Raw genomic sequence first — 26,701 nt, 5'->3', positions numbered from 1 at the left:
CTGGAAGTGCCCGGAGGGCCGTTGGATGGATCTACGATGCGCTGTGCAGCGCCGGAGCGCGTCGTCAGACGTTGACGCCGAAGTCGGAGGCGATGCCGGCGAGTCCGGAGGCGTATCCCTGGCCTACGGCGCGGAACTTCCATTCCGTGCCGTTGCGGTAGAGCTCGCCGAAGACCATGGCGGTCTCGGTCGAGGCGTCCTCGGAGAGGTCGTAGCGGGCGAGTTCGACGCCGTCGGCCTGGTTCACCACGCGGATGAAGGCGTTGCGGACCTGCCCGAAGCTCTGGCCGCGTGAGGTGGCGTCGTGGATGGAGACGGGGAAGACGATCCTGGCGATGTCGGACGGTACAGCGGTCAGGTTCACCTTGATGGATTCGTCGTCACCCTCGCCCTCTCCGGTGAGGTTGTCGCCGGTGTGCTCGACCGACCTGTCGGGGCTGGTGAGATTGTTGTAGAAGACGAAGTGCTGGTCGGAGACAACTTTGCCGGTCTCGTTCAGCAGCAGTGCGCTGGCGTCGAGGTCGAAGTCCGCGCCGGAGGTGGTGCGTACGTCCCAGCCGAGGCCGACCAGTACGGCGGCCAGCCCGGGCGCCTCCTTGCTCAGGGAAACGTTGCCGCCCTTGCCGAGGCTCACGCCCATCTCGAATGCCTTCCTGTGCGAGTTCGCGGATCGCCGGCCCGTGATGGAGCCGATTAAAATCTACATCACTGTAGAAGATATGTGGCTTCGATGCGTGTGACTGCCCGGATTCCGCCGGTCGGGGCAAGCACCTTCCGACCTCGGTGCTCGCATGCTCCGCTTGATGCGGCGAGCGGTCCAACACAGGAAGAACGCCGGCCTACGGCAGCGTCACCGCTCAGTACGATGAACTGCACCAGCGTCAGGTGCGCCGGGCCGGTTGAGACGGGAGGGAGACGGCATGACGGGCCAGAACCAGGGCGGCGGCCCTCAGCAACCTCGCCGACGAGGCCAGGGCGAGCTGGAGGGCCAGGTGCTGGCAGCTCTGCGTGAGGCGCCGGGGCCGGTGAACACCGCGTGGGTGCAGGAGCGCCTCGGCGGCGATCTCGCCTACACCACCGTCATCACCATCCTGACCCGGCTGCATGTGAAAGGTGCCGTCTCTCGCGAGCGCGCGGGCCGGTCCTTCGCGTGGACGCCGACTGCGGACGAGGCCGGACTCGCCGCCCTGCGGATGCGGAAGGTGCTGGACGCAGAGGCGGACCGGGAGGCGGTACTGGCCAGTTTTGTGACGGCGCTGCCCCCGGGCGACGAGCGGCTGCTGCGGGACCTGCTGGCTCAAGCGGCCGAGGAAGGGGAAGGCTGACCGCATGGGGGTCTTCGTCTTCCTTCCGCTCGTACTGCCCTTGAGCGCATGGCCGGTCGCGCGCCTGGCCGAGCATCATCTGCATCCGCGGGCTGCCACCTGGCTGCTGTCGGCGGTCGCCGGCGTGCTCGCCGTGTGCAGCACTCTGTGCCTCGCGCTGCTCGTCGTGGTCGGCACCGCGCAACTGCCGGGCAATCCGCTGCCCGACGGCTGGTCCGACCCCGAGGTGCGGGAGGCGGTTCCGTACAACGAGGTCGCCGGCAAGGCTGCCATTCCAGCACTGATCGTCGTACTCGCCTCGTGCTGCAGAACGGCTTGGCGTCATTACCGCGTACGGAGCAAGGCCGCCCAGGCGCTCTCCACACTGCCGCAGCGTTCGGTGGCAGTACTGCCCGACCCCACCCCCTACGCGTACGCTCTGCCGCCGGGCAGGCACCAAGGCCGCGGCCGGGTGGTGGTCACCACCGGCATGCTGGCCGGCCTGAACGCACCCGAGCGGCGGGCTCTGTTCGCGCACGAGCGGTCCCATCTCGACGGCCGCCATGACCGCTTGCTGCTGACGGTGCAGCTGGCAGCGCGTGTCAATCCGTTCCTGCGGCCCTTGCGGACCGCGGTGACGTACACGGCGGAGCGGTGGGCCGACGAGGAGGCTGCCTCGGCGGTCGGAAGCCGGCGCGTCGTGGCCGTCGCGATCGGTAAGGCGGGGCTGATCACGCGTGGGGCGCCCGTTGCGACGCTTGCCGGTTTCGCGGCGGCGGGGCCCGTTCCGCGGAGGGTGGCGGCCCTGCTGGAACCGGCACCGGCGGCACACGTCTGGCCGTCGCCGTCGACCACGGTGGGCCTCGCCGCGTGGGGCGCCGCCGCCGGTACGACGGTCTCCGCCCTGTCGTCGGCGAACTCCGCGGTCACCCTGTTCTTCATCCTCAAGGCGGCGACCCCGCTGTAGCCCGGGCCTGCTCTCCGCCTGTCGAGCCGGGAGTGCGGCGTCTCGTGCCGGTGCAGGAGGGCGTGGTCGGTGGCCGCCGGCACATGTCCTGGGTTCCCAAGTCCTGGGTTCCTGACTCAGTCGACCGCTGCGGGGCGCCTGGCCTGGGACAGTACTTCGGTGACCATCATCTACAAGAGCGCTGCCGCACACAGGGACGTCGAGCTGTGGTGCACTGATCGGCTCGCACAATGGCCGGTGCCCCACCGCACCATGACGCTGACCACATGCGCCGGCCGCACCCATGTCGTCGCCTCGGGAGAGGACGCCGGTCCGCAGCAGCCCAGGCGTCGTGTGGTGGTGGTTCCCGGTACCAACTTCAACGCTGCCACCAGCCTGCCGCTGCTCTCCGCGCTGGGGGCGCGGTGGCCCACCTACGTCGTGGATGTGCCCGGCCAGCCGGGGCTCAGTGCCGCCGACCGTCCCGGGCGACACCGGTCGGCCCGTTACGGGCAGTGGCTCCAAGAAGTGCTGGACCAGATCAGCCCGGGACCAACGGTGATCGTGGGGCATTCGCTTGGTGGCGCCATAGCGCTGGCTTGCGATGTCCCGCAGCTCGCCGGGCGGGTGCTTGTCTCTCCTGCGGGGCTGACCCGGCTCAAGGTCACCAGTAAGCTCTTGGCAGCCACCCTGCCGTGGCTCGCCCGTCCCACTGAGGCTCGCAGCGCAGCACTGCTGCGGCAGATGTACGGGCCCGGCCGACGTCCGTCGGCCGAACTCGTCGCATGGATGACCCTCCTGGCCCGATCCTGCCGCTCCAGCCTGGCACCCTCGCCCCTCCCTGGGGGGACACTCACTCGGGCTCGCCGGGTAAGGAACTTGGTGGCCACCGGCGAGCACGATGTCTTCCTGCCGCCGTCCCGGCTGGCTTCGCCCGCTTCCCGCAGCCTTGATGTCGCAGTGAGTACCGTGGCTGGTGCGGGGCATCTTCTGGTGGACGAACAGCCAGAGGCGATCGTCACGCTGGTGGCAGCATTGATGGACGAGGGCACCGGCAGCGGGCTGTGAGCAGTGGTGATGGAACGAACCGCCTGCGCCCGCTCGATGTGAGAACGTACCGGTGCCTGGCCGTTGCGGCCGGGCACCGACCGCAACGAATTCGTGACGGCCGAGCGGCCTACAGGTCGAACTCGTGCGGCGGCAGGTCGAGGGTGTAGCAGGCTTCGCGGACGACGGCCTGTTCGGTCTTGTCGAAGTCGCCGTCGGCTCCGCCGATGACAATGCCGATCTGGATGACGGCGCGCGCCTCAGCAGGCTTCTTCTTCGCCTTGGCGATCTCCTGCATGACGCCGACCTTGCCGAAGTCGAAGTCGGCGGTGAGCTTGTTCAGGTTGTCGTCGAAGCGGCGCTGGAGGTCGTCGGCGGGGAAGTTCTGCAGGACTTCGTTGGTGGCGATGAGTTCCGCCACGCGGCGCCGCTCGGAGGGGTCGATGGTGCCGTCGGCGGCGGCGACCAGGGCGCACATGGCCATGGAGGCGTCGCGGAAGGCGCCGCTCTTCAGGTCGTTCTTCTTCGCCACGAGCTGGGTCTGCATCGTCGATGCGGACTCCTTGATGCGGTCCCACAGGGCCATGAGAACTCCGTATGTGTCAGGGGCGGTCCGGGCCGTACGGGGGCCGGTCCGGACCGCCATCTTCTTCTACAGTGATGTAGAAGCTATCAGGGCCGGTGCCGGCGTCTCAGCCTTCGTCGCCCTCGTCCTCGTCGCCTTCGAAGAAGTCGCCCACTTCGTCGACGACTTCGGCCGCGACCATTCCACCGACGACGCCGACCGCGAGGCCGGCGGCGCCGGCCGCGACGACGGTTCCCATGCCGGGGCCGGACCGTTGTCCGTGGCCCTCGTTGTGATGCTTGTCGTCATGGTGGCCGCCGTGATGGGTGTCGCCGCCGTGCCCGTACGAGGGGTGGCTCTCGTAGCCGGCGCGGTGCTCGACGAGACGGCGCACCCAGCTGTCCACCTCGGCGTTCCAGTCGGTGTGCTCGATGCCGTGCCGGCTGACGGTGAAGCGGGTCAGCGCGTCGTGGCCGCCGGTGAGCGGCCCGCCGCGCTTGTCGGCCTCCAGAACGACCTCCATGCCGCCGGGGGTCGCGAGGAAGGTCAGCTCGATCTCGTTGACGGCGTGGGCGTACTGCGGCGGGGGCGTCAGCTCGATCTCCTGATAGAAGGGCAGCTGCTGCCCCGTGCCCCCGATGCGGCCGTATTCGAGGTCCGCGGACTTGAAGCCGAAACCGGTCCGCCCGAATGCCTCCAGGATCGCCTCCTGGACGGGCAGTGGCCGCACGGAGAGGGCGTCGAGGTCACTTTTGCCCTTGGCACCGGCGACACCGAGCTCGGTGCGTACGCCGAGGACGATCCCCAGCGACTGCCCGTGCAGCACGCTGATCGGCGTCTCCCATGGCAGGGTCACCGTGAACGGCACGCTGCGGTGCTCACCTTCGGCGAGGCGGAAGCCGCCCCCGACACCGAACCGTTCGAAGACGACGGCGCCGTCGTGCTCCCCGTCGCCGGTCTCCGCCTCGACGCGGGCCACCAACTCCAGCGTGATGTGTTCGATGTCGAAGTCGGCGTTGCCTCCGGTGAGGTGGACCTCACCAGTGAGGCCACCACCGGGCGGCACGGCGTCGGATGTCAGGACCGTGTCCACGGCCGGGCCGCCGACGCCGATCGAGCCGAGCAGGCGTTTGAACACCATCGTGGCGTTCACTCCTTCGTGATGCGTGATGCGTGATGCGTGGTGCTTGCGCAACGCCGCCGTCATCTCTTTCCGGGGCGGCGATCCGGTGACTACTTCGCCGCTTCCAGGGCGGCCAGCGCCTGGGCCCATCGGACGCATTCGAGGTCGGCGAGGTCGGCGACGGTCTCGACGCCGAACGCCTCCCTGAGGAGCTCGCCGTCCCTGTCCGACACCCCCTTGAGCGCGGCAACCGGTGCGGCCAGAACATCGGCGAGCGGCTTGTCCACCCATGCCTTGTCCAGCACCTTGCCCAGATCGAACGACGTCACGGCATCCTCCTGAAGAGAGATCCAATATCTACACGCATGTAGAAGCATAGAGTGCGGCAGGCGCCGCCAGAGGCGAATCTCGGCCTTCGTCGAAGAGTCCGGAAACAGCTTCCGGAGCAGGCCCGGATGGTCATCTGCCACAGAAGTCGCAGCCCGCGCCGTGCCACCTTGTTTGCCATACCTTTACAGTGGTGTAGAAGCCCAGTGTTCTTGTGCTTCTGCGATCCCCTGCCTGAGAAGGAGTAACGGACCCCCGATGGGTGAACCTCCCAGTACCAGCCGTGCCACGGCCTGCCGACGCCGTATGAGCGAGGGGGCGGGGGTGGCACGGTGACAGAGATTCTGCTGCTCCTGCTGGCCCTGGCACTGACGCCGGCCTGTGCTCTGTTCGTCGCGGCCGAGTTCTCGCTCACCACCGTCGAGCGCGGTGAACTCGAACGTGCCGTCGAAGCCGGGGAACGGGGGGCCGACAGCGCGCTCGAGACCGTACGGAAAATGACCTTCCAGCTCTCCGGAGCCCAGCTCGGCATCACCGTCACGTCCCTGGTGATCGGCATGCTGGCCGAGCCGTCGCTCGCCGCACTGCTGCGCGGCCCTCTCGGAGCCGTCGGACTCGAAGCGGCAGCCTCCTCGGTCGCCACTGTCCTCGGTGTGGTCGTCTCCACCGTGGTCCTGATGGTGATCGGCGAGCTCGTACCCAAGAACTGGGCCATCTCAAGGCCGCTTGCCGTGGCCAAAGCGGTCGCCGCGCCGCAGCGGGGCTTCACCGCCGCCTTCGGGCCGTTCATCCGGCATCTGAACAGCACCGCGAACCGGTTCGTCCGCCGCTTCGGACTGGAGCCGGCCGAGGAACTGGCCTCCGCCCGGACTCCTGAGGAGCTCGTGGCGCCGGCCCAGCACTCCGCACGTGAGGGAGCGCTTGAGAAGGACTCCGCGGAGTTGTTCGTCCGGACGCTCCACCTCGGCGAACTGACCGCCGAGAACGTGATGACCCCGCGTGTGGCCGTTGTCGCGCTCGAGGCGCACGCCACCGCCGCAGACGCGGCCAACCTCACGTTCGCGACCGGACTCTCCCGCTTCCCCGTCCACCGCGACAGCCTCGACGAAGTCGTGGGCACCATTCACATCCGCGACGTCCTCGCGCTCGCTCCCGAGCAGCGTTCGACGACCCCCGTGCTGTCACTGGCGGCCGCGCCCAGCCTGCCCGCCGACCGGCTGCTGGAGCGGATGCGAGCCGAGCGGACGATGGCCGTGGTCATCGACGAATACGGCGTCGAGGACTCCAGCGAAGCCGGGTTGCTCTCGCCGGCCGACGGCGAGCGTCTGCGAGACGCCCTGGAACTCGGCACCCGACCGGTCGGCGAGATCCTCGTGCCTGCCCGGCGGATGCACACCGTCGGTCACACGGTCACACCCGCCGGCCTGGAAAGAGTTGCGGCCGCGGCGACGTTCTCCCGCTTCCCGGTCAAGGGCCCGAGCGGAGCCGTCCTCGGCTATCTGCACATCAAGGACACCCTCGGCCTCGCCGACCGTGGCAAGCCCTTCCCCCGTACCGCCCTGCATCCGATCACCCGGGTTCGCATCGACACCCCGCTCGACGACACCCTCACCGCCCTGCGCACTGACGGCAGCCACCTGGCCGCCGTCACCGGCGAGACGGGCGCGATCCTGGGCTACGTCACCATGGAGGACGTCCTCGGAGAGCTCGTCGGTCCGGCGGCCACCGTGTGACCGGTCTCGCCCTGGCGGATGCCCCGCACGCGCCTGCGGCTCCCGTCGTTGCTGCGTGGGATCCTGCCGCACATCCACCTCTCTTTCACCCACCCGTCCGATCGTCCGTTACGAAGGAGCGCTTCTTGTCCGCCAGACCGACGGACCCTGCGGGTCGCAGTCCCCGGCCACTCGGGCCTGACCACAGCACGCGCGCGGGTGGTGTCCGGTGAACGCTGCTCTCGGCCTGCTGGCCGTCCTGGTCCTGACCGCAGGCACGGGCTACTTCGTCGCCCAGGAGTTCGCCTACGTCGCCGCCGACCGCATCGCGCTCGCCCGCGAGGCCGCTGCCGGCGACAGGCGCGCCGCTTCTGCCCTGAAGGTGCTGGAGCGACTCTCGTTCATGCTCTCGGGCGCGCAGCTCGGTATCACGGTCACCGGCCTGGTTGTCGGCTTCCTCGCCGAACCGTCCGTCTCCGCGCTCCTCAGGCCGGCCCTGGAGGGGGCGGGCCTGTCCGGCGGCGCTGTCACCGCAGTCTCCGTAGTTCTCGCTTTCGTCCTCGCCACCGTCGTGCAGATGGTACTGGGCGAGCTGGCGCCGAAGAACCTGGCGCTCGCCGTTCCCGAGCGCCTGGCCAAGTCACTCGCACCCTCGACCCTCGTCTATCTGAAAATCGTGGGCCCCGTCGTCCACGTCTTCGACGGAGCCGCGAACAAGCTGCTGCGCAAGGTCGGCATCGAACCGGTCGAGGAGCTGCATCACGGCGCCACCCTCGAAGAGCTCAGCCACCTGATCGGGGAGTCCCACGAGCAGGGCCACCTTCCGGCCGATACGGCCGAACTGCTGGACCACGCAGTTGAGTTCTCCGAGCGCACGCTCGGTGAGGTCATGGTGCCGCGCGCGGACGCCGTGTTCGTCCACAAGGACGCCACCACGGCCGCGGCGGTGGAGCTCATCGCCGAACACGGCCACTCCAACTACCCGGTCTTCGGCGACCACCCCGACGACGTAGCGGGCGTCGTCGGCGTACGGGACCTGATGCGCCTGCCGGCGGACCGCTTCGAAACCACCACAACGGGCCACGCGGCACGCCGTCCGCTGCTCCTGCCCGAGACTCTGCCACTGCCCGACGCCGTCGAGCAGATGCGCGAACGTGACGACGAGTTCGCCGTCGTCCTCGACGAGCACGGCGGCGTCGCCGGCGTCGTCACCTACGAGGACATCGCCGAGGAACTCGTCGGAGACATCGCCGACGAGACCGACACCGTCGTCGAGCTCGCCGTCCCCGACGGTGACGGCTGGCTGGTCGACGCCGGACGCCGCCTGGACGAGATCGAGGACGCCACCGGCATCCAACTGCCGGAGGAAGAGGACTACGACACCGTCGCCGGCCTGATCATCGATCGCCTCGGCCGCTTCCCGGCCACCGGCGACAAACTCACCGTCGACGGCGTCGACATCCACGTACTCACCCTGGACAGGCACGTCCCCGAACGAGTTCGCATCGAGCGCACCCAGCACGCCCGGAACGCCGCCGAGGAGGCACAGGCATGAGCTTCCCGATGGCTCTCTTCGTCACCGTCCTGCTCCTGATCGGCAGCGGCTTCTTCGTCGCCGCCGAATTCGCCCTCGTCGCCGCCAAACGCCACCGCATGGAAAAAGCCGCAGCCGACGGGCAGCGCGGCGCCAAGGCCGCTCTCGCCGGCATGCGCGAGCTGTCCCTCATGCTCGCCGGCGCCCAGCTCGGCATCACCATCTGCACCCTGGGACTGGGCTCCATCTCCAAGCCCGCCATCTCCCACCGGGTCGACCCTCTGCTGCACGACCTCGGCCTGCCAAGCGGCCTCAGCTACGGCATCGCCTTCGCGTTCGCCATGATCGTCGTCGTCTTCCTCCACATGGTTCTCGGCGAGATGGCCCCCAAGTCATGGGCCATCGCCCACCCCGAGCGCTCCGCCATGCTGCTCACGCCGCCCTTCCGCGCCCTGGTGAAGACCGTACGGCCGCTCATCTGGCTGCTCAACAAGGTCAGCAACGCGCTCGTGCGCATGTGCCGTGTCCAGCCCCGCGACGAACTGGCAGCCGTCCACAACCGCGAGCAACTCACCCACTTGGTAGCCGAGTCCGAGCGCCTGGGGCTCATCAACAAGACCGACTCCGAGCTGATCACCCGCTCGCTGACGGAACCGCAGACCCCCGTCGGCGAGATCCAGACCCCGGCGGATGACATCGTCACCGTGCCTGCTGACGCCGAGCTCGACGCCATCCTGACCACAGCCACCCAGGCCGACCGCTCCCGCCTCCTCGTCGTGGACGGCGACACCGTCCTGGGCTCGGTCCATACTCGTGACGTGCTGGTCGCCCGCACCCGCGACCGCGTGGTGACCGCACGCGAACTTGTCCGACCCGTACCGGAACTCAGAACGAACGCCAGCGTCTCCCACGCACTCGAGCAACTGCGTAGGAACCGGGCGTCGCTGGCCCTCATCCGAGCAGAAGACGGCCGACTCACTGGACTGATCAGTCTGGACGACTTGCTTGTTCGGCTGATGGGACTGCAGCCCAGGCGGTAGAGAGGCATTCCTCCATGCGTCCCACCCGATACCCCTGGGACGCAACGGCCGCGGCGGGCCCGCGGGCGGCCGGGACGGTCATGTCCGGTCGGGAAAGAACATCACGCCGAACTGGCAGACCACCAGGTCGAAGCCTCCCGTCCGGGAACGGCAGCCGCTGCGCGTCGGCCCGAAGGTGACCGTGGCCTCGTTCAGGTCGGTGGCCGTCACCTCGGCGAAAGGTGCCGCTGCGAGCAGCTCCGCTGTCAACACATCGGTTCCCGCAGCCAGTTCGAGGATTCGCCGGGGGTGAAGCGCCGCCGCCCGGGCAGTCAGGTCCTCGGCGAAGGGCCGGTAGACCACCGGCACGAGGTACTGCTCATAGGCCACCGGCATGGATTGTGACCATCGGCGACCGGCATCGACTCCTGTCACTCCCCAGACGGTAGCGCCGGGTCAGGGAACCTCTTCCTTGCCGCGCCGCCATGCACCGGTCCGGCCTTGGACACCCGAGCGTGTCTCGTCCGTTCTTCGTTGCGGACGGGCCCGCGGGCGGAGAGCGTTTCGTCAACGCAGCGCCTGTGGTTAACCCGTTGGAGGGGACCTGCCGGGTTGGGCCAAGCCGCCGGCGGAGCGGTGTCGAAGACGGCGTGTGAGGGAGGCCGAAGGCGTTCGCGAGGCTTCCTCACCGGCCGCCCGGAACCTCCGCGCGGCCGAGCACCCTCACAGGAGGTAAGAAACATGGTTCGTGTGCGACGAGGTCTTGCTGTTGCCCTGGTGGCCGGCGTGGCAGTGGTCGCCGGAGGCTCCGTGGCCTCCGCGGACGCCGGCGCTCATGGCGTGGCGGCGCACTCGCCGGGGGTGGGCTCGGGCAACCTCATCCAGGTGCCCGTCCACGTGCCTGTCAACGCCTGCGGCAACACCGTCAGCGTCATCGGGCTGCTGAACCCGTCCTTCGGCAACACCTGCGTCAACGCCTGAGCCCGCACGAGGGGAAAAACCCGGTCCGCGCCGCCGAGAAAGCGGGGCGGCGCGCACCGGTGACCGCCCGGCCTTGCAGCGGGACGTGTTGAACGCGTCCCCGACGCGGGCCGGGTTGGTCGGCTGCGGGTGGCTGGCGGCACAGTCATCCGCAGCACATCCAGGGAAAGGCCGCCCGTCAGGTCGGCGCCGTCCGGGCACAGAGCGGAAGTCGGGACGTCGGCAAACGCCCAGCGCCGAGCAGCAAGCGGCAAGCGGCGCAGGACCGGTCTGCTCAGTCGCAGGATTCCCCGAAGCCCGGCTGCAGTTCGGGCCGGGCGTCCCACCATTCCCGGTGGAAGGCGTTGTTGTCCACATCCTTCAGGTAGGCGCGGGCCGCCGCCTTGTAGAGGAGCTTCGCCTGTGGCGCGGAGAGCGAACCCCGGTTCCATGCGATCCGGATCCTGCCGGTGACCGGATCGCCTTCCAGCGGGCGCAGGACGGTCCCGTCTGTGGCCGGGGCGGTCGGCTGGCACAGTGATACCGCGCGACCGGCCGCGATCAGGTCGTACTGCAGCTTCCGGTCCGTCACCCGGTAGCGGAGCAGCGGGACGAAGCCTGCCTTCGCGCAGGCGGCGGCCAGTGCCTCCGGCCCGCCGTCATCGTCCTCCACGAACGTCATCCAGGGTTCGTCTGCCAACGCGGCCAGCGGGATGCGCTCCCGGCCCGCCAGCGGGTGCGTGGCGGAGAGCCGCACGCAGAACGGTTCCTTCGGGATCAGAGTGCGGGCCGCGACACCAGCCGGCAAGGGCACCTCGTGGTCATTGACCTCGCCGTACAGCACGGCGTCGTACCGTCCCGCACCGAGCTGCCTGGTCAGCGCGGTCGCCGAATGCTCGATCGTCACGTCGACGTCCGCACTGCCCATCACATGCCCCAACTCGTCCAGGAGACGGTCGACGAGGATGAGCAGGATGCAGCCGAGCCGCAGCGTGGAATGCGGAGCGAGGGCCCGGGCACCGGAGGCCAGGGCGTCCATTTCTCCCAGCACCAGGCGGGCCTTGCGGAGCACGAACTCGCCCAGTGGGGTCGGCACCACCCCGTGACGGCTGCGGAGGAACAGCTCCCCGCCCGCGACCCGTTCGATACGCCGCAACTGGGTCGACAGCGCGGGCTGGGTGATCCCGAGCCGCCCGGCCGCCCCGCTCAGACTGCCCACCTCGGCGATCCGGCACACGGCCTCGAGATGCCTCAACTCCAAATTCATTGGCGCAGCGTACGCACGGTGGGGCTGCCGCACCATAACTCCCGCCTTATGGAACTTGGCATGTCCCTAACCAGGGTGCGCAGGCCCATACTCAGCCGCAATGAACGCCTCCCCCTCCCACTGTTGAACGGAGCCTGACGTTGCACCCCAACAGAGTGACTGCCGCCGTGGCAGCCATCGCGCTTTCCGCGAGCCTCGCGGTCGCCCTCGGAGGCCCCGCCACCGCGGCCCAGTCCGACGGGCCCGAGCCGCCTCCCGCTCACGGCAGGTCCCTCGCGCTCGCCGCCGCCGACAGGGCTGCCGCCAGCGGCTTCGACGAGCTGCGGCACGGCGCCGACGAAGCTCTCGTGCGCACTGCGGTCACCCCGTGGGCGAACGGGCTGTACTACTCGGCCTACGAGCGCACGTACAAGGGACTCCCGGTCGCCGGCGGCGACGCCGTCGTTCTGTCCGACTCCTCCGGCAAGGTCCGCGACGTCACGGGCGCCCCCGCGCCCACGATCAGGCTCTCCACCGAGGCCAAGGTCACCGCCCGGGCCGCACTCGCCACCGCCAAGGGACAGCTCGCCACCGTGGAGAGCGCGAGCACACCCGAGCTGACCGTGCTGCTCAAGTCGGGCAAGCCGGTGCTCGCATGGCACACCCTCGTCATCGGCCGCACCGCCCAGGACGCGCCCCGCTCCCTCGACACCTACGTCGACGCCCGCACCGGCCGCGTCGCCCAGGTCACCGACAAGATCGTGCACGCCGAGGGTCGCGGCTACCACAACGGCAACGTCACCATCGACACCGCCGCCACCTCCATGACCGACACCAGTCGCGGCAGCTTCAAGTGCGGCGGCCAGAACGGCAGCGCCTACACGGGCTCCTCGCCGTGGGGCAACGGAGGCGCCAACGACCTCGTCACCGCCTGCGTCGACATCATGTACGCGGCCCAGCGCGAGTCGGACATGCTCAATGAGTGGCTCGGCTACAACGGCATCAACGGCCAGGGCGGCATGGTCCCCGCCCGCGCCGGGCTGACCCAGGTCAACGCCTACTACGACGGCACCAAGACCACCTACGGGTACAACCAGAACCGCACCAACCAGCTCACCGCCATCGACGTCGTGGCCCACGAGTACGGCCACGAGATCTTCGACAAGACCCCGGGCTCCGCCGGTTCCTCCAACGAGAACGGCGGCCTCAACGAGTCCACCGGCGACATCTTCGGCGCGCTCACCGAGCACTACGCCAACAATCCCAGCGACACTCCGGACTACACGGTCGGCGAGGAGGTCAACCTCTCCGGCAACGGGCCGATCCGGAACATGTACAACCCGTCGCTCGTCAACAACGACCCCAACTGCTACACCGATCTGACCTCGAACACCGAGGTGCACGCGGGGGCCGGACCGCAGAACCACTGGTTCTACCTCCTGGCCGAGGGCTCCAACCCGGGCGGCGGCAAGCCCAGCAGCCCCATATGCTCCGGCGGCCCCTCCTCCGTGACCGGCATCGGCATCCAGAAGGCCGGCAAGATCTTCATGGGCGCCCTGCTGATGAAGACCTCCTCGTGGAACCACGCCGCCGCGCGCAAGGCGACCCTGAGCTCCGCGAAGAACACCTACGGCAGCACCGAGTGCAACGCGGTCAAGACGGCCTGGAACGCGATCGGCGTCCCCGCCCAGTCCGGCGAGACCGACTGCGGCGGCACCACCAACCCGGACTTCTCGCTCTCTCTGAACCCGTCCTCGGGCTCGGTCCAGCCGGGTGCCTCCACCACCTCCACGGTCAGCACCAGCACCACCGGCGGCACCGCCCAGACCGTGCAGCTCTCCGCCAGTGGCGCCCCGAGCGGCGTCACCGTCTCCTTCAGCCCCTCCTCGGTGACCTCCGGCAACTCCTCGACGATGACCGTGCAGGTCGCGTCGGGCACCGCCGACGGCACGTACCCGATCACCGTCACCGGTACCGGATCCGCCACACACACCGTCACCTACCAGCTGACGGTCGGCAGCTCCACGCCTCCCACCGGTTGTGACTCCACCGAGTACACCTACCAGGGCAGCCTGGCGTCCGGACAGGCCGCGGTCCAGCCCGACGGCTCGTACTACTACTCGTCGACCTCCGGCACCCACGTGGGCTGCCTGCGCGGCCCGGCCGGCACCGACTTCGACCTCTACCTGCAGAAGTGGAACGGCGCCGGATGGGTCGACGTGGCCGTCGACGGCAACGCCACCTCGGAAGAGGACATCAGCTACAACGGCACCGCGGGCTACTACCGGTACGTGGTCCACGCGTACAGCGGCTCCGGCGCCTACACGCTCGGCCTGACCGCCCCCTGACCAGGGGCCCTGAACGTCCCGGACCGGGTGTCTGACACCCGGTCGTAGGGGCGAGGCCGCGCGCGCCTCGTGGGGGAGACGCCGCGGCCCAAGGGGCCGGGCCGCCGAACCAGGTCACGGCAGCCCGGCCCCCTCCGGTTCCGGACCGTGGGGGTCCGGACCGGGCCGTGCCGGCGGTCGGGCGGTGCGCCCTCCGGCCGGCGGCACGTGCCCCGTACGGCTCGGATCCGAGGCCCCTCACGACCGGTCTCGGGTTCCAGAAGTCCCTGCAACACCGGCTGGTTCAGGTGGTCAACAGGAACACCGAGAGGCCGTTATTCCTGTTCATCGGCTGTGTCGCGACGCACAGTCCGTGGAGCGGACGCCCGAGCGCTTCGCGAACCGCTACCGTCGTTCGCCACCTTCCGTGACAGCCCTGACGACGGCTCGCTCGGGGTCAGCAGGACTCGTCGTTCTTGACCGAGTAGAGGGTGACTGTCTTGTCGGTGGCGTGCTTGCCGGGCGCGGGCTCCTGGCGACAGACCTTCCAGTTCCTGTCCAGGACCAGCAGCCGCTCCATGCCGGTCGCGTCCTTCTCCCGCAGGCCGTAGAAGCCGGCGGCCTGGGCGGTGTCCTGGGCGTCCTGATGGTTCATGCCGACGAGGTTCGGCAGCGTGGCCGTCTCGATGGCGGGGGCGGCGGTCTTCCGGGGCGTGGCGGCCGCGGACTTGTCGGCCGGGGCGGCGGAGGGAGTGGCCGTCACGGTCGCCGTGGCCGTGACCGTCGTCGTGGCCGTCACGGTCGGCGCGGGCCGGGCCTTGCCGTCGATCGCGGTGCCCTCGCCCTGCGAGTCGCCCATCGCTGCTCCGCAGCCGCTGCCGATCATCAGCAGGAAGAAGCCGCCGACGTAGAGGCGCTTCATCGTGTGCAACGGGCGCGCCGGGGCTGCCTGCTGGTAGGCCGGTGCCGGCTGCTGGGGGTAGCCGTGGCCGGGCTGCTCGTAAGGGGGCTGCTGGGGGCCGGGGACATGCTGGGACATGGGGAACTCCTGTACGGCAGGGCGGGGAGAACGGGCACGGACGGCCGGGGGCAGCCGGGAGCTGGGGAGAGCGTTGATGGGCTCCACCGGCGGAGCGGACGACTGGGACGTGCTCAGGTCGAGGACGTTGCCGTCGACAGGCATGCCGTCGGTAACTTCACCGAGTTCGCCGGTGGCCATGCCGCCGCAACCGCCGATGCACCGGCACGAGACACCCACCTGCCTGACGCCGTCGGTGAGAGTGCACGCGCCCGCGAGGGTGGACGTGTCTCCGGCAGGGCCTCGGTGCGATCGGGAGCAAGTCTCGGGTCGATCATGAGCAGTCTCGTATGCGGGCGTCGTGGATGTGATGGAAGTATGCGTGGGCGGTGGATGAGGCGTGACCGCCACCGGCGGGTAGATAGTTGCACACAAAACAAAAACTTCGCCCCTCGGGGTGCGGCGGAAGCTTGCCGCGACGCTCCCCGCGGTGCAGGTGATCGTTCGCGGCCGTGCCGTGGCCCGATCAGGCGAACGACGAGGTACGCCTGTCGCCCGTTCGACGAGGTACGCCGCCTCGTGCCGTCCGCTCTCCCTCGCCTGCCGGTGTCCCCGACCGATGAGTTCCGGTGGCGCCGCCGGTCGGTATTGCATGGAGACCTTCGACACCACACCCCTGCCCGATCTCACCCCCGCGGCCGACGCCGTGACCCGGCTGCTCGACGCGGTCGGCGACGAACAGCTCGACGGTCCGACCCCCTGCCCCAAGTACGCGGTCCGAGAACTCCTCGCCCACATCGGCGGGCTGTCCCTCGCCTTCCGGGACGCGGCCGCCAAGCGTTTCGGGCCGACGACCGACACCGACCCAGGTACGTCGCTGCCGGTCCTGGACGACGACTGGCGCACCACGATCCCGCCGCGACTGGAGGAACTCGCGGCGGCCTGGCGGCGACCGGAGGCGTGGGAAGGGATGACCCGTGCGGGCGGCGTCGACCTTCCGGCGGAGATCGCGGGCCGCGTCGCGCTGAACGAACTCGTCATCCACGGCTGGGACCTGGCCCGTGCGACCGGACAGGAGTACGACCCCGGCGAGGCGAGCACGGCGGTGTCGTACGAGATCGTGCAGCCGTCCGACGGCGACTCCCTGCGCGACGGGATCTTCGGACCGCCGGTCGCCGTGCCGGACGACGTGTCGCCCCTTGACCGGGTGGTGGCGCTCAGCGGACGGCGCCCCGACTGGCGTCCCGGCGACTGACTGCCCGTCGGGCGGCCGGGCGTGCCCCGCCCGGCCACCCGGCCGCCCGGCCGCCCGGCCGGGAAATCGGGTGAGCGCGGGCAGGGACGATGCGATGCTCTGCCCATGACCCGTCCCGCGAAGCCCAGCCTCTACATCTCCGTCGACGTCGAGGCGGACGGCCCGGTCCCCGGGCCGTACTCGATGCTCAGCTTCGGCGCCGCGGTGGCCGGCCGCCAGGACGCGCAGGGGTACGAGCCCGCCGACCCCGAGCAGCACACCTTCTACCGCGAACTGCGCCCGATCAGCGAGGACTTCGATCCGCAGGCGCTCGCCGTCAGCGGCCTCGACCGTGACCGGCTGGCCGCCGAGGGCTGCGAGCCGGCCACCGCCATGGCGGAGTTCGACGCCTGGGTGGCGCAGATGCGCGCGGCGCACGGCGGTGCGCAGCCGGTGATGTGCGGCTATCCGGCGGCGTACGACTGGATGTTCCTGTACTGGTACCAGATGCGGTTCAGCGGCTCGAGCCCGTTCGGGCACTCGGGCTGCCTGGACATGAAGACGCTGTACGCGACGAAGGCGCGGCTGCCGCTGCGGGCGGTGTCGAAGGGGACGATGCCGCGGAACCTGCTGTCGCGGCGGCGGCACACGCACCACGCCCTGGACGACGCGATCGAGCAGGCGGAGCTGTTCAGCAACCTGATGGCGTGGCCGGGGGCGTGACACTCCAGGCGGCGCCGGGCCCGGGCAGGAGGAGACAGGGGCGGGCCGGGACGGGGCCGGCGGTGCTCGACGGCGACCTGAGGCACGGCGCGCCCTCCGGATACGCAACGGGGCTACGCGAGTAGAAAGTTGAGGGGTCCGCCGCTGAAACTTGGCGGGCGGAACGGAGGTCTCCGCAGCTCCGGCGAACCGTCACAGGTGTGGACCATAGAGACTTTTGGCCGCCTCTTTACTCCCGGGCATCACAGTGGCCTACTCGTGTGACGTGTGCATGACTTCCGGAGTCAGGGAGTCGTGCGGCTCACGCTCGTTCCCCGATCCCCCACCCCTACCGGGAGGCAGTCATGCCTGTGTCACGAGCCGGATTCGCGCGTCGCGGAAGATCGAAGGCCGCCACACTCATCGGCACCCTGGTCTCGGCCGGTGCCCTGCTCCTCACCTCCACCGGCCCGGCCGCCGCCGCGCCGCCCCCGCCGGACCGGCCCGTCAAGCCCGGCCAGGCGTGGATGGGTTCGGGCACCCGCATCGAGCAGCCGGGTGCCTCGGAGACCGGCGGCCTGATCACGCCGATGGACACCAGCGGTGTCCAGGGAATCGACGTCTCCCACTGGCAGGGGGCGATCAACTGGAACTCGGTCAAGAGCGCCGGGATCGACTTCGCCTACATGAAGGCCACCGAGGGCACCAGCTTCAAGGACTCGCGCTTCGGCGCGAACTACACCGGCTCCTACAACGCCGGCCTGATCCGCGGCGCGTACCACTTCGCGCGCCCGAACTACTCGAACGGCGCCACGCAGGCCAACTTCTTCGCCTCCAACGGCGGCGCCTGGTCCCGCGACAACAGGACACTGCCCGGTGTCCTCGACATCGAGCACAACCCGTCGGGCTCCATGTGCTACGGGCTGTCGACGACCCAGATGCGCACCTGGATCAACGACTTCTACAACACCTACAAGGCGCGCACCACCCGCGACGTCGTCATCTACACGACCGCGAGCTGGTGGAACACCTGCACCGGCAACTGGGCCGGGATGTACTACAAGGCGCCCCTGTGGGTCGCCCACTGGGGCGTCAGCAGCCCCAACGTCCCCAGCGGCTTTCCCACCTGGACCTTCTGGCAGTACACCGCGACCGGCCGGGTCAGCGGTGTCTCGGGGGACGTGGACCGCAACAAGTTCAACGGGTCGATGACCAGGCTGCTGGCCCTCGCGAACAACACAGCCTGAGCACTCGGCGCCCGGGTGAGGCCGTCACGAGGACGGCTCCGCCCGGGCGCGCGGCCACTCGGGCCGCTCGGCAAGTCGGGGCACGACACCCGGTCGCGCGGCCGACGGATGCCACGACCGGCCGGCCTCAGTGCACAGCGGCCGGTTCGGCGGCCTTCGCCCCTGCCTCCTCGGGCGCCGGCTCCTCCTGCGCGCTCCCCTTCCTGCCGAGGTGGTTGAAGGCGAGGTTCAGCAGGATCGCCACGATGCAGCCCGTCGAGATGCCCGAGTCGAGGACCACGAGCGCGTCCTCGGGGAAGGCGTGGTAGAACTCCGGCGCGGCGATCGGGATCAGGCCGATACCGACGGCCGCGGCGACGATCAGCGCGTTCTCGCCCTTCTCCAGCGCGGCGGTGGCCAGCGTCTGGATGCCGCTCGCGGCGACCGAGCCGAAGAGCACGATGCCCGCGCCGCCGAGGACCGGCAGCGGGACGAGGGCGATCACGGACGCGGCGACCGGACACAGGCCGAGCAGGATCAGGATGACGCCGCCCGCGGCGACGACGAACCGGCTGCGCACCTTCGTCATGGCCACCAGACCAATGTTCTGGGCGAACGCGCTGCACATGAAGCCGTTGAACAGCGGGCTGATGGCGGACCCGAGGGTGTCCGCGCGCAGGCCGCCCTCGATGACCCGCTCGTCCGCCGGGCGGTCGACGATCCGGCCGAGCGCCAGCATGTCGGCGGTGGACTCGGTCATGCAGACCAGCATCACGATGCACATGGAGACGATCGCCGCGATCTCGAACTGCGGCGCGCCGAAGTGGAACGGGGTCGGGAAGCCGACGATCCCGGCGCTCGTGAGGGCGTCCAGGTCGGTCATGCCGAGCGGGACGGCGACGAGGGTGCCGACGAGGAGGCCGAGCAGGATCGCGATCTGCTGGAGGAAGCCCCGGAGGAGTTTGCGCAGCGCCAGCACGATGACGAAGGTGAGCGCGGCCATGCCGATGTTCGTCATGGAGCCGTAGTCGTCGGCCGTGGAGTTGCCGCCCTGCGACCAGTTGAACGCGACGGGCAGCAGCGACACACCGATGAGGGTGATGACCGTGCCGGTGACCACGGGCGGGAAGAAGCGGACGAGTCGGGAGAAGTACGGGGTGAGCACGAAGCCCAGCACGCTGGCGACGATGATCGCGCCGAAGATGACGGCGATGCCGTCGTAGCCGCGGTCCCTGCCGATGGCGACCATCGGGGTGACACCGGCGAAGGAGACGCCGTTGACGAACGGCAGCCGGGCGCCGACGCGCCAGAAGCCGAGCGTCTGGAGCAGGGTGGCTATACCGGCGGTGAACAGGCTCGCGCCCATCAGGAACGCGGTGTCCTTGGCGTCGAGGCCCACGGCGGGCCCGACGATCATCGGCGGGGCCACCACTCCCGCGTACATGGCGGCCACGTGCTGCAGGCCGCTGGTGAACATCTTGAAGGGCGGCAGTGTCTCGTCGACCGGGTGCTTGCGGTCGGGTTGTTCAGGTGCATCGGCGGTCGGTGATTGCGCGGCCACGGCGGTGCCTCCGGTCGGGTAACACGTCGTCGGTGACATGTGGTGTCAAGGAGGTGGTGCGGGTGGTGCAGATGCACGAACCGGGTCGCCCGAACCGGTGGTGCGGAAGGCGGTGCCCTGTACCGGGGTCGGCAGGGATCACCACCACCGGGAGGTGCGTACGTGCTCCGCACGCACCTCCCGGCGACGGCTGCCGCGGACCCCGCTCGGGTCCACGGCCGCCGGTCGAGGGCCGTCCCCCTCGACCGGACTACCTTGGGATCAGCCCTGGGCGGCGATTCGCGCCAGGCGCTGTGCCTCGTCCCGCGTGGAGCGGGCGACGGCGTCCTCGTCCACCGTGGTGAGGTGGCCCGCCTCGACGACCGGCCGGCCGTCGACGAGGGAGAGCGAGACCGGGGCCGCCGCGCCGAACACGAGGGCGACCACCGGATCGGCGATGGAGGAATGAGCGAGCGTGTCCAGCTTCCACAGCACCAGGTCGGCGAGCTTGCCCGGCTCGAGGGATCCGATCTGGTCTGCCCGGCCGAGGACCTGAGCACCGCCGTACGTGCCGAGCCGCAGCGCCTGGCGGGCGTTCAGCGCCGCCTCGCGATGCGCGCCCAGCCGGTTGATCAGCAGGGCGTTGCGCAGCTCGGTGTGCAGTTCGCCGGACTCGTTGGACGCGGTGCCGTCGACTCCGAGGCCGACGGGCACACCGGCCTTCAGCATGTCGGGCACGCGGGCGATGCCGGCGGCCAGGCGCGCGTTGGAGGAGGGGCAGTGCGCGACGCCGGTGCCGGTACGGGCGAAGGCGGCGATGTCGGAGTCGTTCATGTGGACGCAGTGCGCCATCCACACGTCGGAGCCGAGCCAGCCCGTCGACTCGAAGTAGTCGGTCGGCCCCATCCCGAAGAGTTCCTTGCAGAACTCCTCCTCCTCGACCGTCTCCGAGCCGTGGGTGTGCAGCCGTACGCCCTTGTGCCGGGCCAGTTCCGCGCCCTGCCGCATGAGTTCGGTGGAGACGGAGAACGGCGAGCACGGCGCGACGGCGATCTGGGTCATCGCGTCGAAGGAGGCGTCGTGGTGTTTGTCGATGGTCTCCGACGTGGCGGCCAGCGCGCCCTCGAGGGACTCGACCGCGAAGTCCGGCGGCAGACCGCCGTCCGACTTGCCGCGGTCCATGGACCCGCGGGCGAGGGTGAACCGCACGCCCATGTCACGGGCGGCACCGATGATCGCGCCGGAGAGGTCGCCGGAACCACGGGGGTAGACGTAGTGGTGGTCCATGGCGGTGGTGACACCGCCGCGGGCCATCATCGCGAGCGAGCCCTGCGCCGCGGCGCGGGCCATCGGCTCGTCGATGCGCGCCCAGGTCGGGTAGAGCGCGACCAGCCAGTTGAAGAGGTTGTGGTCGGTCGCGAGCCCCCGGGTGATCCACTGGTAGAAGTGGTGGTGGGTGTTCACGAGGCCCGGCGTGACGAGGTGGCCGGTGCCGTCGACGCGGCGTACGACGCCTTCCAGGCCCTCGGGGGCCCGGCCGGCTCCGACGGACTCGATCCTGTTGCCGGCGACGACGACGTGGCCACAGGCGTACTCCGTGTCGTCGGCGTCGACGGTGGCGATCGCGCAGTTCTCGATGACGATGCGCTCGGGAGCGCCGTCGTGGGCTGCCGAAGGTGCCATGGTGCTTCCTTCTTCTGTGAGCGGCGATGTGGGCACGGCAGGACCCTAGGAGGATTTGAGTGCCGCAGCCGTGCGGCTGCGGGTGCCGAGATGGTGGAGGAACAGATCGGGCGGTGTCGCGGCGAGCACGGCTCCTGGTCCGCCCGGGCAGCGTCGCACAGGCGGAACGCCGCCCTCCGGTGACCGGGCCGTGCGCCGGGCGGGCGCCGCGACCGCGGCGTGGGTGCGGGGGCGGTGCCGGGACCCGCGTACGGGGGTGCGCCGGGTCGAGGAGAGGTGCCGGTGCGCCGCCGGCAGCGGCCGTGCGCCCGCCCCTGGGGCGCGGGTGCCCCGAGCCTGCCCGGTTGCGGGCTGTGCCATGGTTCGCATGGTTCTTCCCTCCGGTCCGGCCGGCCCCCGCCCGGCTGCGGGCGGACGGGCGGGGGCGGTCGGTCGCGTGTCAGAGGTTGGTCATGTCGACCGGGATCTTCGGCTCGACGCCGTCCCGCAGGACCGTGGCCTCGATGAGGCCGTACGGGCGGTCGGCCGCGAAGTACACCTCGTTGTCGTTCTTCAGGCCGAACGGCTCGAGGTCCACCAGGAAGTGGTGCTTGTTCGGCAGCGAGAAGCGGATCTCGTCGATCTCGCTGCGGCTGTTGATGATGCGCGAACCCATCTGGTAGAGGGTCTGCTGCAGCGACAGGGAGTACGTCTCGGCGAAGGCCTCGAGCATGTGCTTCCTGGCCTGGCCGTAGGACTTCTCCCAGTTGGGCATCCGGTCCGCGTCAGAGGTCCAGTTGTAGCGCCACTGGGCGGCGACCTCGGTGGCCAGGATGCGGTCGTACGCCTCTTTGAGGGTCGTGTACCGGTCCTTGACGTAGCCCCAGAACTCGGAACTCGTCGAGTTCATCACGGTCAGGTCCTTGAGGCCCGAGACGACCTCCCAGGTCTCACCGTCGTAGGTGATCTGGGTGGTGCGGGTCTCCTGGCCCTTGCGGACGAAGGAGTGCTTGACCTCGTCGGCGCCGATGAACCTCGAGTTGCCGTCGGAGGTCGCGATGCGCTCCCAGGAGTACTCCTCGATCCGGATCCGCGCACGGTGGATCGGCTCCTGGCTCGTCACGAAGTGACGGGCGAGGTGGATGCCGAACTGCTCGGCGGACTCGATGCCGTGCTCCTTGGCGAACGCGTACACCGTGTTCTTGGTGGTGTCCGTCGGCAGGACGTTGGCGTTGGAGCCGGAGTAGTGCACGTCGTCCATGTCGCCGGAGAGGGCGACGGAGACGTTCAGGTCCTTGATGTGGTGGGTGTCGCCGTCCCGCGTGATCCTGACGACTCGGTTCTCTGCTTTGCCGTACTGGTTCTGGCCGAGAATCGTGGGCATGTCTGCTAGCTCCCTCGGTAAACGGAGTAGCCGAACGGGTTGAGCAGCAGCGGTACGTGGTAGTGCTCGCCCGGTACGACGGCGAAGGTGATCGCCACTTCCGGGAAGAACACACCGGTCGCACCGCTGTCCCGATTCGCGGGGGCGTCCTGCTGCGCATCGGCTTGCTTGTTCTCGAAGTACGCCTCGGTCTCGAAGTCGAGACGTACGTGTGTCGTTCCCTCCGGCAGCGCCGGAAGGTCCTTGCAGCGCCCGTCCGCGTCGGTGGCGGAGCCGCCGAGCGCCACCCAGTCCGCCTTGCGGCCACTGCGGGCCGACAGAGAGACGGCGACGCCCTCCGCGGGGCTGCCGACACTGGTGTCCAGGATGTGCGTGGACACCGATGCGGTGGTTTCCGTGCTCATGCGCTTGCTTCCTGCTCTACGAGACGGGTCAGACGGATGCGGTTGATCTTGCCCAGTTCGGTGCGGACGATCTCCCGCTCCTGGTCGGGCGAGTTGCCGATCCGCTCGCGGACGGCGTCCCGCATCTGCTCACCGGTGCGGCCGGTGGCACAGATCAGGAAGACATGGCCGAACCTGTCCTGGTAGGCGAGGTTCAGCTCGAGCATTTCGGCCTTGAGAGCTTCGGAGGCCCCGGCCATCCCGCTCTGTTCGCGGGAGGAGGTCGGGTCCCCGGGCTTCGGCCGGCCGATCGGCGGGTGACCGGCCATCGCCTCGGCCAGATCCTCCGCGGCCAGTTCCGCCATGGCGGCGTCACTGGCCCGGAAGAGGGCTTCGGCGTCGGCGTACGGTCGCTGGGCGAGCAGTTTGCTCCCCCACGCCGAACTGGCACACACCTCGTGCAGTGCGGCCAGGGCCGCACTGTCCTCGGAGGCGTTGAACCGGGCAAGGCCCGGATTCGGAAGTGAAGTCACGGGAGCCTCCGTGGCTTGTTTCATCGCGGTACGTCGGACGGGCTGCGGACAGCTAACGCCCTCCGGCAACACTGCGTCAACACTTTGTTGAAAACTTGGGGTGGCAAATACCGCGCCCCGGCGACCGGAAAACCCGCAACCGGACAGCCCCCGCAGGACCGGCGCGGCATCCACACCGTTGCAGCAGCACGCCGGGACGCGCGGTCGCACAGCACCTAGTGTCGGGAATGTCCCCCTTCAATCGGAGCGCCGCCTCCGGTTGCCCGTACCACCGACAACGATGTCGGAATCCGCAGGAGCATCAGATGAAAAGCGTTCGCCGCTTCGCCGTCTGCACGGCAGCAAGCGCCCTTCTCGGCCTGGGCACCGTCGCCCTCGCCGCACCCGCCCAGGCACATGCGCACGTGGCACCGGTCGCGGCGGACGATCCCCTGGGGGGTGTCACCACAGCACTCAACGGCCTGGTGGGGAGCCTCCTCGGCACGGTGACCGGCACCCTGGGCACGGTGACCGGCACGCTCGACGGTGTCCTCGGCGGACTCGGCGGGCTCGGCGGGCTCGGCGGGCTCGGCGGGCAGACCGGTACCGACACGCCCGCGGACCTCCCGTCGACCGGCGAACTGCCCGCGACGGACGAGCTGCCCGCCGTCCAGTCCCCGGCCGAGTCACCCACGGTCCAGGCCCCGGCAGCCGGCGACATCCCGGCCCTGAGCGACCTCCCCGGCCTCGTCGATCTGCCGGCGGCGACGGAGCTTCCGGCCCTCCCAGTCCTCGCCGAGGTAGGCGACCTCCTCACCAGCGACGAGTTCGCGGCGCTCGCCGACCAGTCGGGCACCGGCAACCTCTCCTCCACGGACGGGCTTTCCGCCGCCGGTGTCCCGGCGGCACCGTGATCGCGGGCAGCCACCGCTGACGAAGGCGCCCACAGCGCTCGGCGCCGGCCACGACATCCGCCGTGGCCGGCGCCGAGCGCTGTGCGGAGCCGGTGGGCGCGCCCCGTGGCGTCAGCCGCTCGCGGCTCAGCCCGGCGAGACTCCGCTCTCCTAAGAGGTCTTCTCGCGGTTCAGGTAGTTGTAGACGGTGAAGCGGCTGACGCCGAGAGCGCCCGCGACGGTCTCCACGCCGTGCCGCACGGAGAACGCCCCCCGCGACTCCAGCGTCCTGACGATCGACTGCTTGGTCCTGCGGTCCAGTTCGGCGAGCGGCCGGCCGTGCTGCCGCTCCAGCGCCGCGAGGATGTGATCGAGGGAGTCCGCGAGCTGCGGCAGCCGTACCGCGAGGACCTCCTCGCCCTCCCAGCTGAGTATGACGTCGTCCTCCGCGGCGTCGCCGGGCTCGATCAGCACACCGCCCATGGCGTCGACGAGCGGCTTGACGGCCTGTGCGAGCGCGTGGTCCGGGGTTGTCATCCCTCGCCCTCCACCACGTTGACCTGGAGGGACACCCGCGTCGCACCGTTCTCCAGCGCCTTGCGCAGCAGCGCGTCGACCGCCCCCAGGACCTGCTCCGTACCGCCCTCGGCGGTGTTGCCGAACGGCCCGACGTCCACCGCGTCCAGATCGGCGCCCTGCACGACCTCGCGCACGGCCACGGCGTGCGGCGGCGGCTCGTCCAGGTCGAACGGCTCGGTCGTGAACTCCACTCTCAGTCGCACCATGCCTCCACGTTATCCGCGGCCCTCGGGCCCGTTCCCCGCGCCCCGTGTCCACATTTCCGCCGCGAAATCACATGTCGTCACGCGACGGAACGGCCCTACTCCCGCGTAGAGCGGAGGAGACGAGCCGCGCCGGACCGGTGTTCCGGCCCGGCGGCACAGGGAGGGGTCTGCATCATGACAGGACGCACACGCAGAAGCGTCAAGGCGACGGCACTCGTCACCGCGGCCATGGCGGCGCTCACCGCCTCGCAGGGACCGGGGGCCGTCGCGGCCGGGCAGCAGCGCGCTGCGTCCGCGCCGGACGCGGCCGGCGACGCCACCTATCGCACGGAACTCCCGCCGCTGGAAACACCCGAGCCCGTCCAGGGTCCGGCCGCCACCCGTTCCGCCGCGCCCACGGCCGGCGCGCTGCCGGCGACGGTGTTCGCCGCCTACCGGGCCGCCGAGACGGAACTCGCCCTCGCCGCACCCGGCTGCGGTCTGCGCTGGCAGCTCCTCGCGGCGATCGGCCAGGTCGAGTCCGGTCAGGCGCGCGGCGGCCGGGTCGCCGCCGACGGCACCACACTCACGCCGATCCTCGGCCCGCGGCTCGACGGCAACGGGTTCGCGCTCATCAAGGACAGCGACGGCGGGAACTACGACGGGGACACCGCCTACGACCGTGCCGTGGGGCCCATGCAGTTCATTCCCTCCACCTGGGCGCAGTGGGGCGCCGACGGCAACGGCGACGGTCGCGACGACCCGGGGAACATCTTCGACGCGGCGCTCGCGGCGGGCCGCTATCTGTGCGCCGGCGGCCGTGACCTGTCCGATCCCGGTGATCTGGAGCGCTCGGTCCTCTCCTACAACCACTCCACCGACTATCTGCGCACGGTGCTGGCCTGGTACACGTACTACCTCGCGGGGCACCGACTCGTGCCCGACGCCGGCGGCCCCTCCGTACCCACCGCCGCCGCGCCGGAGCGCGAGCCCGCGGCCGAGCCGCGACCGGTCCGTACGGCGTCTCCCTCACCCGGCACGGCGCCCGCCGCGCCCCGCACGTCCGCCCCGCCCTCGGGCAAGCCCTCGCCGTCCCCCACCGGGAGCACTCCGCCCGGCGACCCGGCACCGGCCGAACCCCTCGTCCCGCTGCCCGACGCGGGCGTGGATCTGCCTGGTGAGCCCCTGCTCACCGGCGCTGGGGAAACGCCCAGCAACGGATCGGACTCGATGAGCGCAGCCCCCTCCACAATTCCGTTTACCGGGCGGTAAT

At 70.0% G+C, this 26,701-nt stretch carries 28 protein-coding genes; 13 read left to right on the top strand and 15 right to left on the bottom strand.

The genetic code is table 11. The annotated features are described in order from the left end of the window. Nucleotides 1–64: 64 nt before the first annotated feature. Nucleotides 65–640, bottom strand: coding sequence for a TerD family protein (locus ACFYV1_RS02715; protein WP_389393525.1), 576 nt, complete (start codon nt 638–640; stop codon nt 65–67). A gap of 280 nt (nt 641–920) precedes the next feature. On the opposite strand from ACFYV1_RS02715, the gene ACFYV1_RS02710 reads away from it, so the two are divergent. The 3 genes from ACFYV1_RS02710 (at nt 921) to ACFYV1_RS02700 (ending at nt 3,318) form a co-directional block, all read left to right on the top strand. After that, nucleotides 921–1,325, top strand: coding sequence for a BlaI/MecI/CopY family transcriptional regulator (locus ACFYV1_RS02710; RefSeq protein WP_389393524.1), 405 nt, complete (start codon nt 921–923; stop codon nt 1,323–1,325). Nucleotides 1,326–1,329: 4 nt separating this feature from the next. Continuing rightward, a complete protein-coding gene (locus ACFYV1_RS02705; protein WP_389393523.1) occupies nt 1,330–2,271 on the top strand; it encodes a M56 family metallopeptidase in 942 nt (313 codons plus the stop codon). 159 nt (nt 2,272–2,430) lie between these two features. Continuing rightward, on the top strand, nt 2,431–3,318 hold the full coding sequence (locus ACFYV1_RS02700) for an alpha/beta fold hydrolase (protein ID WP_389393522.1): 888 nt from the start codon (nt 2,431–2,433) through the stop codon (nt 3,316–3,318). A gap of 109 nt (nt 3,319–3,427) precedes the next feature. Here ACFYV1_RS02700 and ACFYV1_RS02695 read toward each other — a convergent pair whose 3' ends face one another. From ACFYV1_RS02695 to ACFYV1_RS02685, 3 genes are all read right to left on the bottom strand, one after another. Next, nucleotides 3,428–3,883 (bottom strand): tellurite resistance TerB family protein, encoded by a 456-nt coding sequence (locus ACFYV1_RS02695; RefSeq protein ID WP_389393521.1) that lies wholly within the window; start codon nt 3,881–3,883, stop codon nt 3,428–3,430. Nucleotides 3,884–3,989: 106 nt separating this feature from the next. Continuing rightward, nucleotides 3,990–5,003, bottom strand: coding sequence for a sporulation protein (locus ACFYV1_RS02690; protein ID WP_389393520.1), 1,014 nt, complete (start codon nt 5,001–5,003; stop codon nt 3,990–3,992). Between the two features lie 92 nt (nt 5,004–5,095). Continuing rightward, a complete protein-coding gene (locus tag ACFYV1_RS02685; RefSeq protein ID WP_389393519.1) occupies nt 5,096–5,314 on the bottom strand; it encodes a hypothetical protein in 219 nt (72 codons plus the stop codon). 330 nt (nt 5,315–5,644) lie between these two features. Between ACFYV1_RS02685 and ACFYV1_RS02680 the strand changes: the two genes are divergently transcribed. From ACFYV1_RS02680 to ACFYV1_RS02670, 3 genes are all read left to right on the top strand, one after another. Next, a complete protein-coding gene (locus tag ACFYV1_RS02680) occupies nt 5,645–7,045 on the top strand; it encodes a CNNM domain-containing protein (RefSeq protein WP_389393518.1) in 1,401 nt (466 codons plus the stop codon). Nucleotides 7,046–7,253: 208 nt separating this feature from the next. After that, complete coding sequence (locus tag ACFYV1_RS02675; protein ID WP_389393517.1) at nt 7,254–8,579, top strand: hemolysin family protein; 1,326 nt, start codon at nt 7,254–7,256, stop codon at nt 8,577–8,579. Then, entirely contained in the window at nt 8,576–9,598 is a 1,023-nt protein-coding gene (locus tag ACFYV1_RS02670; RefSeq protein ID WP_389393516.1) for a hemolysin family protein, read from the top strand. The genes ACFYV1_RS02675 and ACFYV1_RS02670 overlap by 4 nt, the downstream gene beginning before the upstream one ends. A gap of 78 nt (nt 9,599–9,676) precedes the next feature. Here ACFYV1_RS02670 and ACFYV1_RS02665 read toward each other — a convergent pair whose 3' ends face one another. Then, entirely contained in the window at nt 9,677–9,967 is a 291-nt protein-coding gene (locus ACFYV1_RS02665; RefSeq protein WP_389393515.1) for a hypothetical protein, read from the bottom strand. 351 nt (nt 9,968–10,318) lie between these two features. On the opposite strand from ACFYV1_RS02665, the gene ACFYV1_RS02660 reads away from it, so the two are divergent. Further along, nucleotides 10,319–10,558, top strand: a complete 240-nt coding sequence (locus ACFYV1_RS02660; RefSeq protein WP_389393514.1) for a chaplin — start codon at nt 10,319–10,321, stop codon at nt 10,556–10,558. Between the two features lie 274 nt (nt 10,559–10,832). Here the strand turns inward: ACFYV1_RS02660 and ACFYV1_RS02655 are convergent, their stop codons facing one another. After that, complete coding sequence (locus ACFYV1_RS02655) at nt 10,833–11,804, bottom strand: LysR family transcriptional regulator (RefSeq protein ID WP_389393513.1); 972 nt, start codon at nt 11,802–11,804, stop codon at nt 10,833–10,835. A gap of 140 nt (nt 11,805–11,944) precedes the next feature. On the opposite strand from ACFYV1_RS02655, the gene ACFYV1_RS02650 reads away from it, so the two are divergent. Beyond that, the gene (locus tag ACFYV1_RS02650) at nt 11,945–14,131 is read left to right on the top strand and encodes a M4 family metallopeptidase (RefSeq protein ID WP_389393512.1); all 2,187 of its coding nucleotides are present in this window, start codon (nt 11,945–11,947) and stop codon (nt 14,129–14,131) included. A gap of 436 nt (nt 14,132–14,567) precedes the next feature. Here the strand turns inward: ACFYV1_RS02650 and ACFYV1_RS02645 are convergent, their stop codons facing one another. After that, a complete protein-coding gene (locus ACFYV1_RS02645; protein ID WP_389393511.1) occupies nt 14,568–15,329 on the bottom strand; it encodes a PASTA domain-containing protein in 762 nt (253 codons plus the stop codon). A gap of 451 nt (nt 15,330–15,780) precedes the next feature. Here ACFYV1_RS02645 and ACFYV1_RS02640 point away from each other — a divergent pair, with 451 nt between their 5' ends. The 3 genes from ACFYV1_RS02640 (at nt 15,781) to ACFYV1_RS02630 (ending at nt 18,311) form a co-directional block, all read left to right on the top strand. Next, the gene (locus tag ACFYV1_RS02640; RefSeq protein WP_389393510.1) at nt 15,781–16,383 is read left to right on the top strand and encodes a TIGR03086 family metal-binding protein; all 603 of its coding nucleotides are present in this window, start codon (nt 15,781–15,783) and stop codon (nt 16,381–16,383) included. 105 nt (nt 16,384–16,488) lie between these two features. Beyond that, entirely contained in the window at nt 16,489–17,085 is a 597-nt protein-coding gene (locus tag ACFYV1_RS02635) for an exonuclease (RefSeq protein ID WP_389393509.1), read from the top strand. Nucleotides 17,086–17,429: 344 nt separating this feature from the next. After that, nucleotides 17,430–18,311, top strand: a complete 882-nt coding sequence (locus ACFYV1_RS02630) for a lysozyme (RefSeq protein ID WP_389393508.1) — start codon at nt 17,430–17,432, stop codon at nt 18,309–18,311. Between the two features lie 127 nt (nt 18,312–18,438). Here the strand turns inward: ACFYV1_RS02630 and ACFYV1_RS02625 are convergent, their stop codons facing one another. The 6 genes from ACFYV1_RS02625 to uraD form a co-directional block, all read right to left on the bottom strand. Then, nucleotides 18,439–19,890: a nucleobase:cation symporter-2 family protein gene (locus ACFYV1_RS02625; protein ID WP_389393507.1), complete on the bottom strand. Its 1,452-nt coding sequence runs from the start codon at nt 19,888–19,890 to the stop codon at nt 18,439–18,441. 222 nt (nt 19,891–20,112) lie between these two features. Beyond that, the gene (locus ACFYV1_RS02620) at nt 20,113–21,513 is read right to left on the bottom strand and encodes an 8-oxoguanine deaminase (RefSeq protein WP_389393506.1); all 1,401 of its coding nucleotides are present in this window, start codon (nt 21,511–21,513) and stop codon (nt 20,113–20,115) included. A 45-nt stretch (nt 21,514–21,558) separates the two neighbouring features. Then, nucleotides 21,559–21,873 (bottom strand): hypothetical protein, encoded by a 315-nt coding sequence (locus ACFYV1_RS02615; RefSeq protein ID WP_389393505.1) that lies wholly within the window; start codon nt 21,871–21,873, stop codon nt 21,559–21,561. Between the two features lie 79 nt (nt 21,874–21,952). Beyond that, nucleotides 21,953–22,876: a factor-independent urate hydroxylase gene (pucL, locus tag ACFYV1_RS02610; protein ID WP_389393504.1), complete on the bottom strand. Its 924-nt coding sequence runs from the start codon at nt 22,874–22,876 to the stop codon at nt 21,953–21,955. A 5-nt stretch (nt 22,877–22,881) separates the two neighbouring features. Then, nucleotides 22,882–23,280, bottom strand: a complete 399-nt coding sequence (uraH, locus tag ACFYV1_RS02605; RefSeq protein WP_389393503.1) for a hydroxyisourate hydrolase — start codon at nt 23,278–23,280, stop codon at nt 22,882–22,884. Further along, nucleotides 23,277–23,792, bottom strand: coding sequence for a 2-oxo-4-hydroxy-4-carboxy-5-ureidoimidazoline decarboxylase (uraD, locus tag ACFYV1_RS02600; RefSeq protein WP_389393502.1), 516 nt, complete (start codon nt 23,790–23,792; stop codon nt 23,277–23,279). The genes uraH and uraD overlap by 4 nt, the downstream gene beginning before the upstream one ends. Before the next feature lie 305 nt (nt 23,793–24,097). On the opposite strand from uraD, the gene ACFYV1_RS02595 reads away from it, so the two are divergent. Continuing rightward, entirely contained in the window at nt 24,098–24,685 is a 588-nt protein-coding gene (locus tag ACFYV1_RS02595; protein WP_389393501.1) for a hypothetical protein, read from the top strand. A 150-nt stretch (nt 24,686–24,835) separates the two neighbouring features. Here the strand turns inward: ACFYV1_RS02595 and ACFYV1_RS02590 are convergent, their stop codons facing one another. Continuing rightward, nucleotides 24,836–25,201, bottom strand: coding sequence for a helix-turn-helix domain-containing protein (locus ACFYV1_RS02590; RefSeq protein ID WP_389393500.1), 366 nt, complete (start codon nt 25,199–25,201; stop codon nt 24,836–24,838). Then, entirely contained in the window at nt 25,198–25,446 is a 249-nt protein-coding gene (locus tag ACFYV1_RS02585) for a hypothetical protein (RefSeq protein ID WP_389394550.1), read from the bottom strand. Before ACFYV1_RS02585 ends, ACFYV1_RS02590 begins: the two co-directional genes overlap by 4 nt. A gap of 177 nt (nt 25,447–25,623) precedes the next feature. On the opposite strand from ACFYV1_RS02585, the gene ACFYV1_RS02580 reads away from it, so the two are divergent. Beyond that, nucleotides 25,624–26,700 (top strand): lytic transglycosylase domain-containing protein, encoded by a 1,077-nt coding sequence (locus ACFYV1_RS02580; RefSeq protein WP_389393499.1) that lies wholly within the window; start codon nt 25,624–25,626, stop codon nt 26,698–26,700. Nucleotide 26,701: the final 1 nt, after the last annotated feature.

The sequence above is a fragment of the Streptomyces sp. NPDC003023 genome (assembly GCF_042888225.1).
Lineage (GTDB): Bacteria > Actinomycetota > Actinomycetes > Streptomycetales > Streptomycetaceae > Streptomyces.
This window is presented reverse-complemented; position numbering and strand designations above follow the sequence as displayed.

What these genes read in the sequence shown, in the direction of transcription:
- ACFYV1_RS02715 (WP_389393525.1), bottom strand. Translation starts at nt 640, where the DNA reads ATGGGCGTGAGCCTCGGCAAGGGCGGCAACGTTTCCCTGAGCAAGGAG.
- ACFYV1_RS02710 (WP_389393524.1), top strand. Translation starts at nt 921, where the DNA reads ATGACGGGCCAGAACCAGGGCGGCGGCCCTCAGCAACCTCGCCGACGA.
- ACFYV1_RS02705 (WP_389393523.1), top strand. Translation starts at nt 1,330, where the DNA reads ATGGGGGTCTTCGTCTTCCTTCCGCTCGTACTGCCCTTGAGCGCATGG.
- ACFYV1_RS02695 (WP_389393521.1), bottom strand. Translation starts at nt 3,883, where the DNA reads ATGGCCCTGTGGGACCGCATCAAGGAGTCCGCATCGACGATGCAGACC.
- ACFYV1_RS02690 (WP_389393520.1), bottom strand. Translation starts at nt 5,003, where the DNA reads ATGGTGTTCAAACGCCTGCTCGGCTCGATCGGCGTCGGCGGCCCGGCC.
- ACFYV1_RS02670 (WP_389393516.1), top strand. Translation starts at nt 8,576, where the DNA reads ATGAGCTTCCCGATGGCTCTCTTCGTCACCGTCCTGCTCCTGATCGGC.
- ACFYV1_RS02660 (WP_389393514.1), top strand. Translation starts at nt 10,319, where the DNA reads ATGGTTCGTGTGCGACGAGGTCTTGCTGTTGCCCTGGTGGCCGGCGTG.
- ACFYV1_RS02655 (WP_389393513.1), bottom strand. Translation starts at nt 11,804, where the DNA reads ATGAATTTGGAGTTGAGGCATCTCGAGGCCGTGTGCCGGATCGCCGAG.
- ACFYV1_RS02645 (WP_389393511.1), bottom strand. Translation starts at nt 15,329, where the DNA reads ATGGCCACCGGCGAACTCGGTGAAGTTACCGACGGCATGCCTGTCGAC.
- ACFYV1_RS02640 (WP_389393510.1), top strand. Translation starts at nt 15,781, where the DNA reads ATGGAGACCTTCGACACCACACCCCTGCCCGATCTCACCCCCGCGGCC.
- ACFYV1_RS02635 (WP_389393509.1), top strand. Translation starts at nt 16,489, where the DNA reads ATGACCCGTCCCGCGAAGCCCAGCCTCTACATCTCCGTCGACGTCGAG.
- ACFYV1_RS02630 (WP_389393508.1), top strand. Translation starts at nt 17,430, where the DNA reads ATGCCTGTGTCACGAGCCGGATTCGCGCGTCGCGGAAGATCGAAGGCC.
- ACFYV1_RS02625 (WP_389393507.1), bottom strand. Translation starts at nt 19,890, where the DNA reads ATGTCACCGACGACGTGTTACCCGACCGGAGGCACCGCCGTGGCCGCG.
- ACFYV1_RS02620 (WP_389393506.1), bottom strand. Translation starts at nt 21,513, where the DNA reads ATGGCACCTTCGGCAGCCCACGACGGCGCTCCCGAGCGCATCGTCATC.
- ACFYV1_RS02615 (WP_389393505.1), bottom strand. Translation starts at nt 21,873, where the DNA reads ATGGCACAGCCCGCAACCGGGCAGGCTCGGGGCACCCGCGCCCCAGGG.
- pucL (WP_389393504.1), bottom strand. Translation starts at nt 22,876, where the DNA reads ATGCCCACGATTCTCGGCCAGAACCAGTACGGCAAAGCAGAGAACCGA.
- uraH (WP_389393503.1), bottom strand. Translation starts at nt 23,280, where the DNA reads ATGAGCACGGAAACCACCGCATCGGTGTCCACGCACATCCTGGACACC.
- ACFYV1_RS02595 (WP_389393501.1), top strand. Translation starts at nt 24,098, where the DNA reads ATGAAAAGCGTTCGCCGCTTCGCCGTCTGCACGGCAGCAAGCGCCCTT.
- ACFYV1_RS02590 (WP_389393500.1), bottom strand. Translation starts at nt 25,201, where the DNA reads ATGACAACCCCGGACCACGCGCTCGCACAGGCCGTCAAGCCGCTCGTC.
- ACFYV1_RS02580 (WP_389393499.1), top strand. Translation starts at nt 25,624, where the DNA reads ATGACAGGACGCACACGCAGAAGCGTCAAGGCGACGGCACTCGTCACC.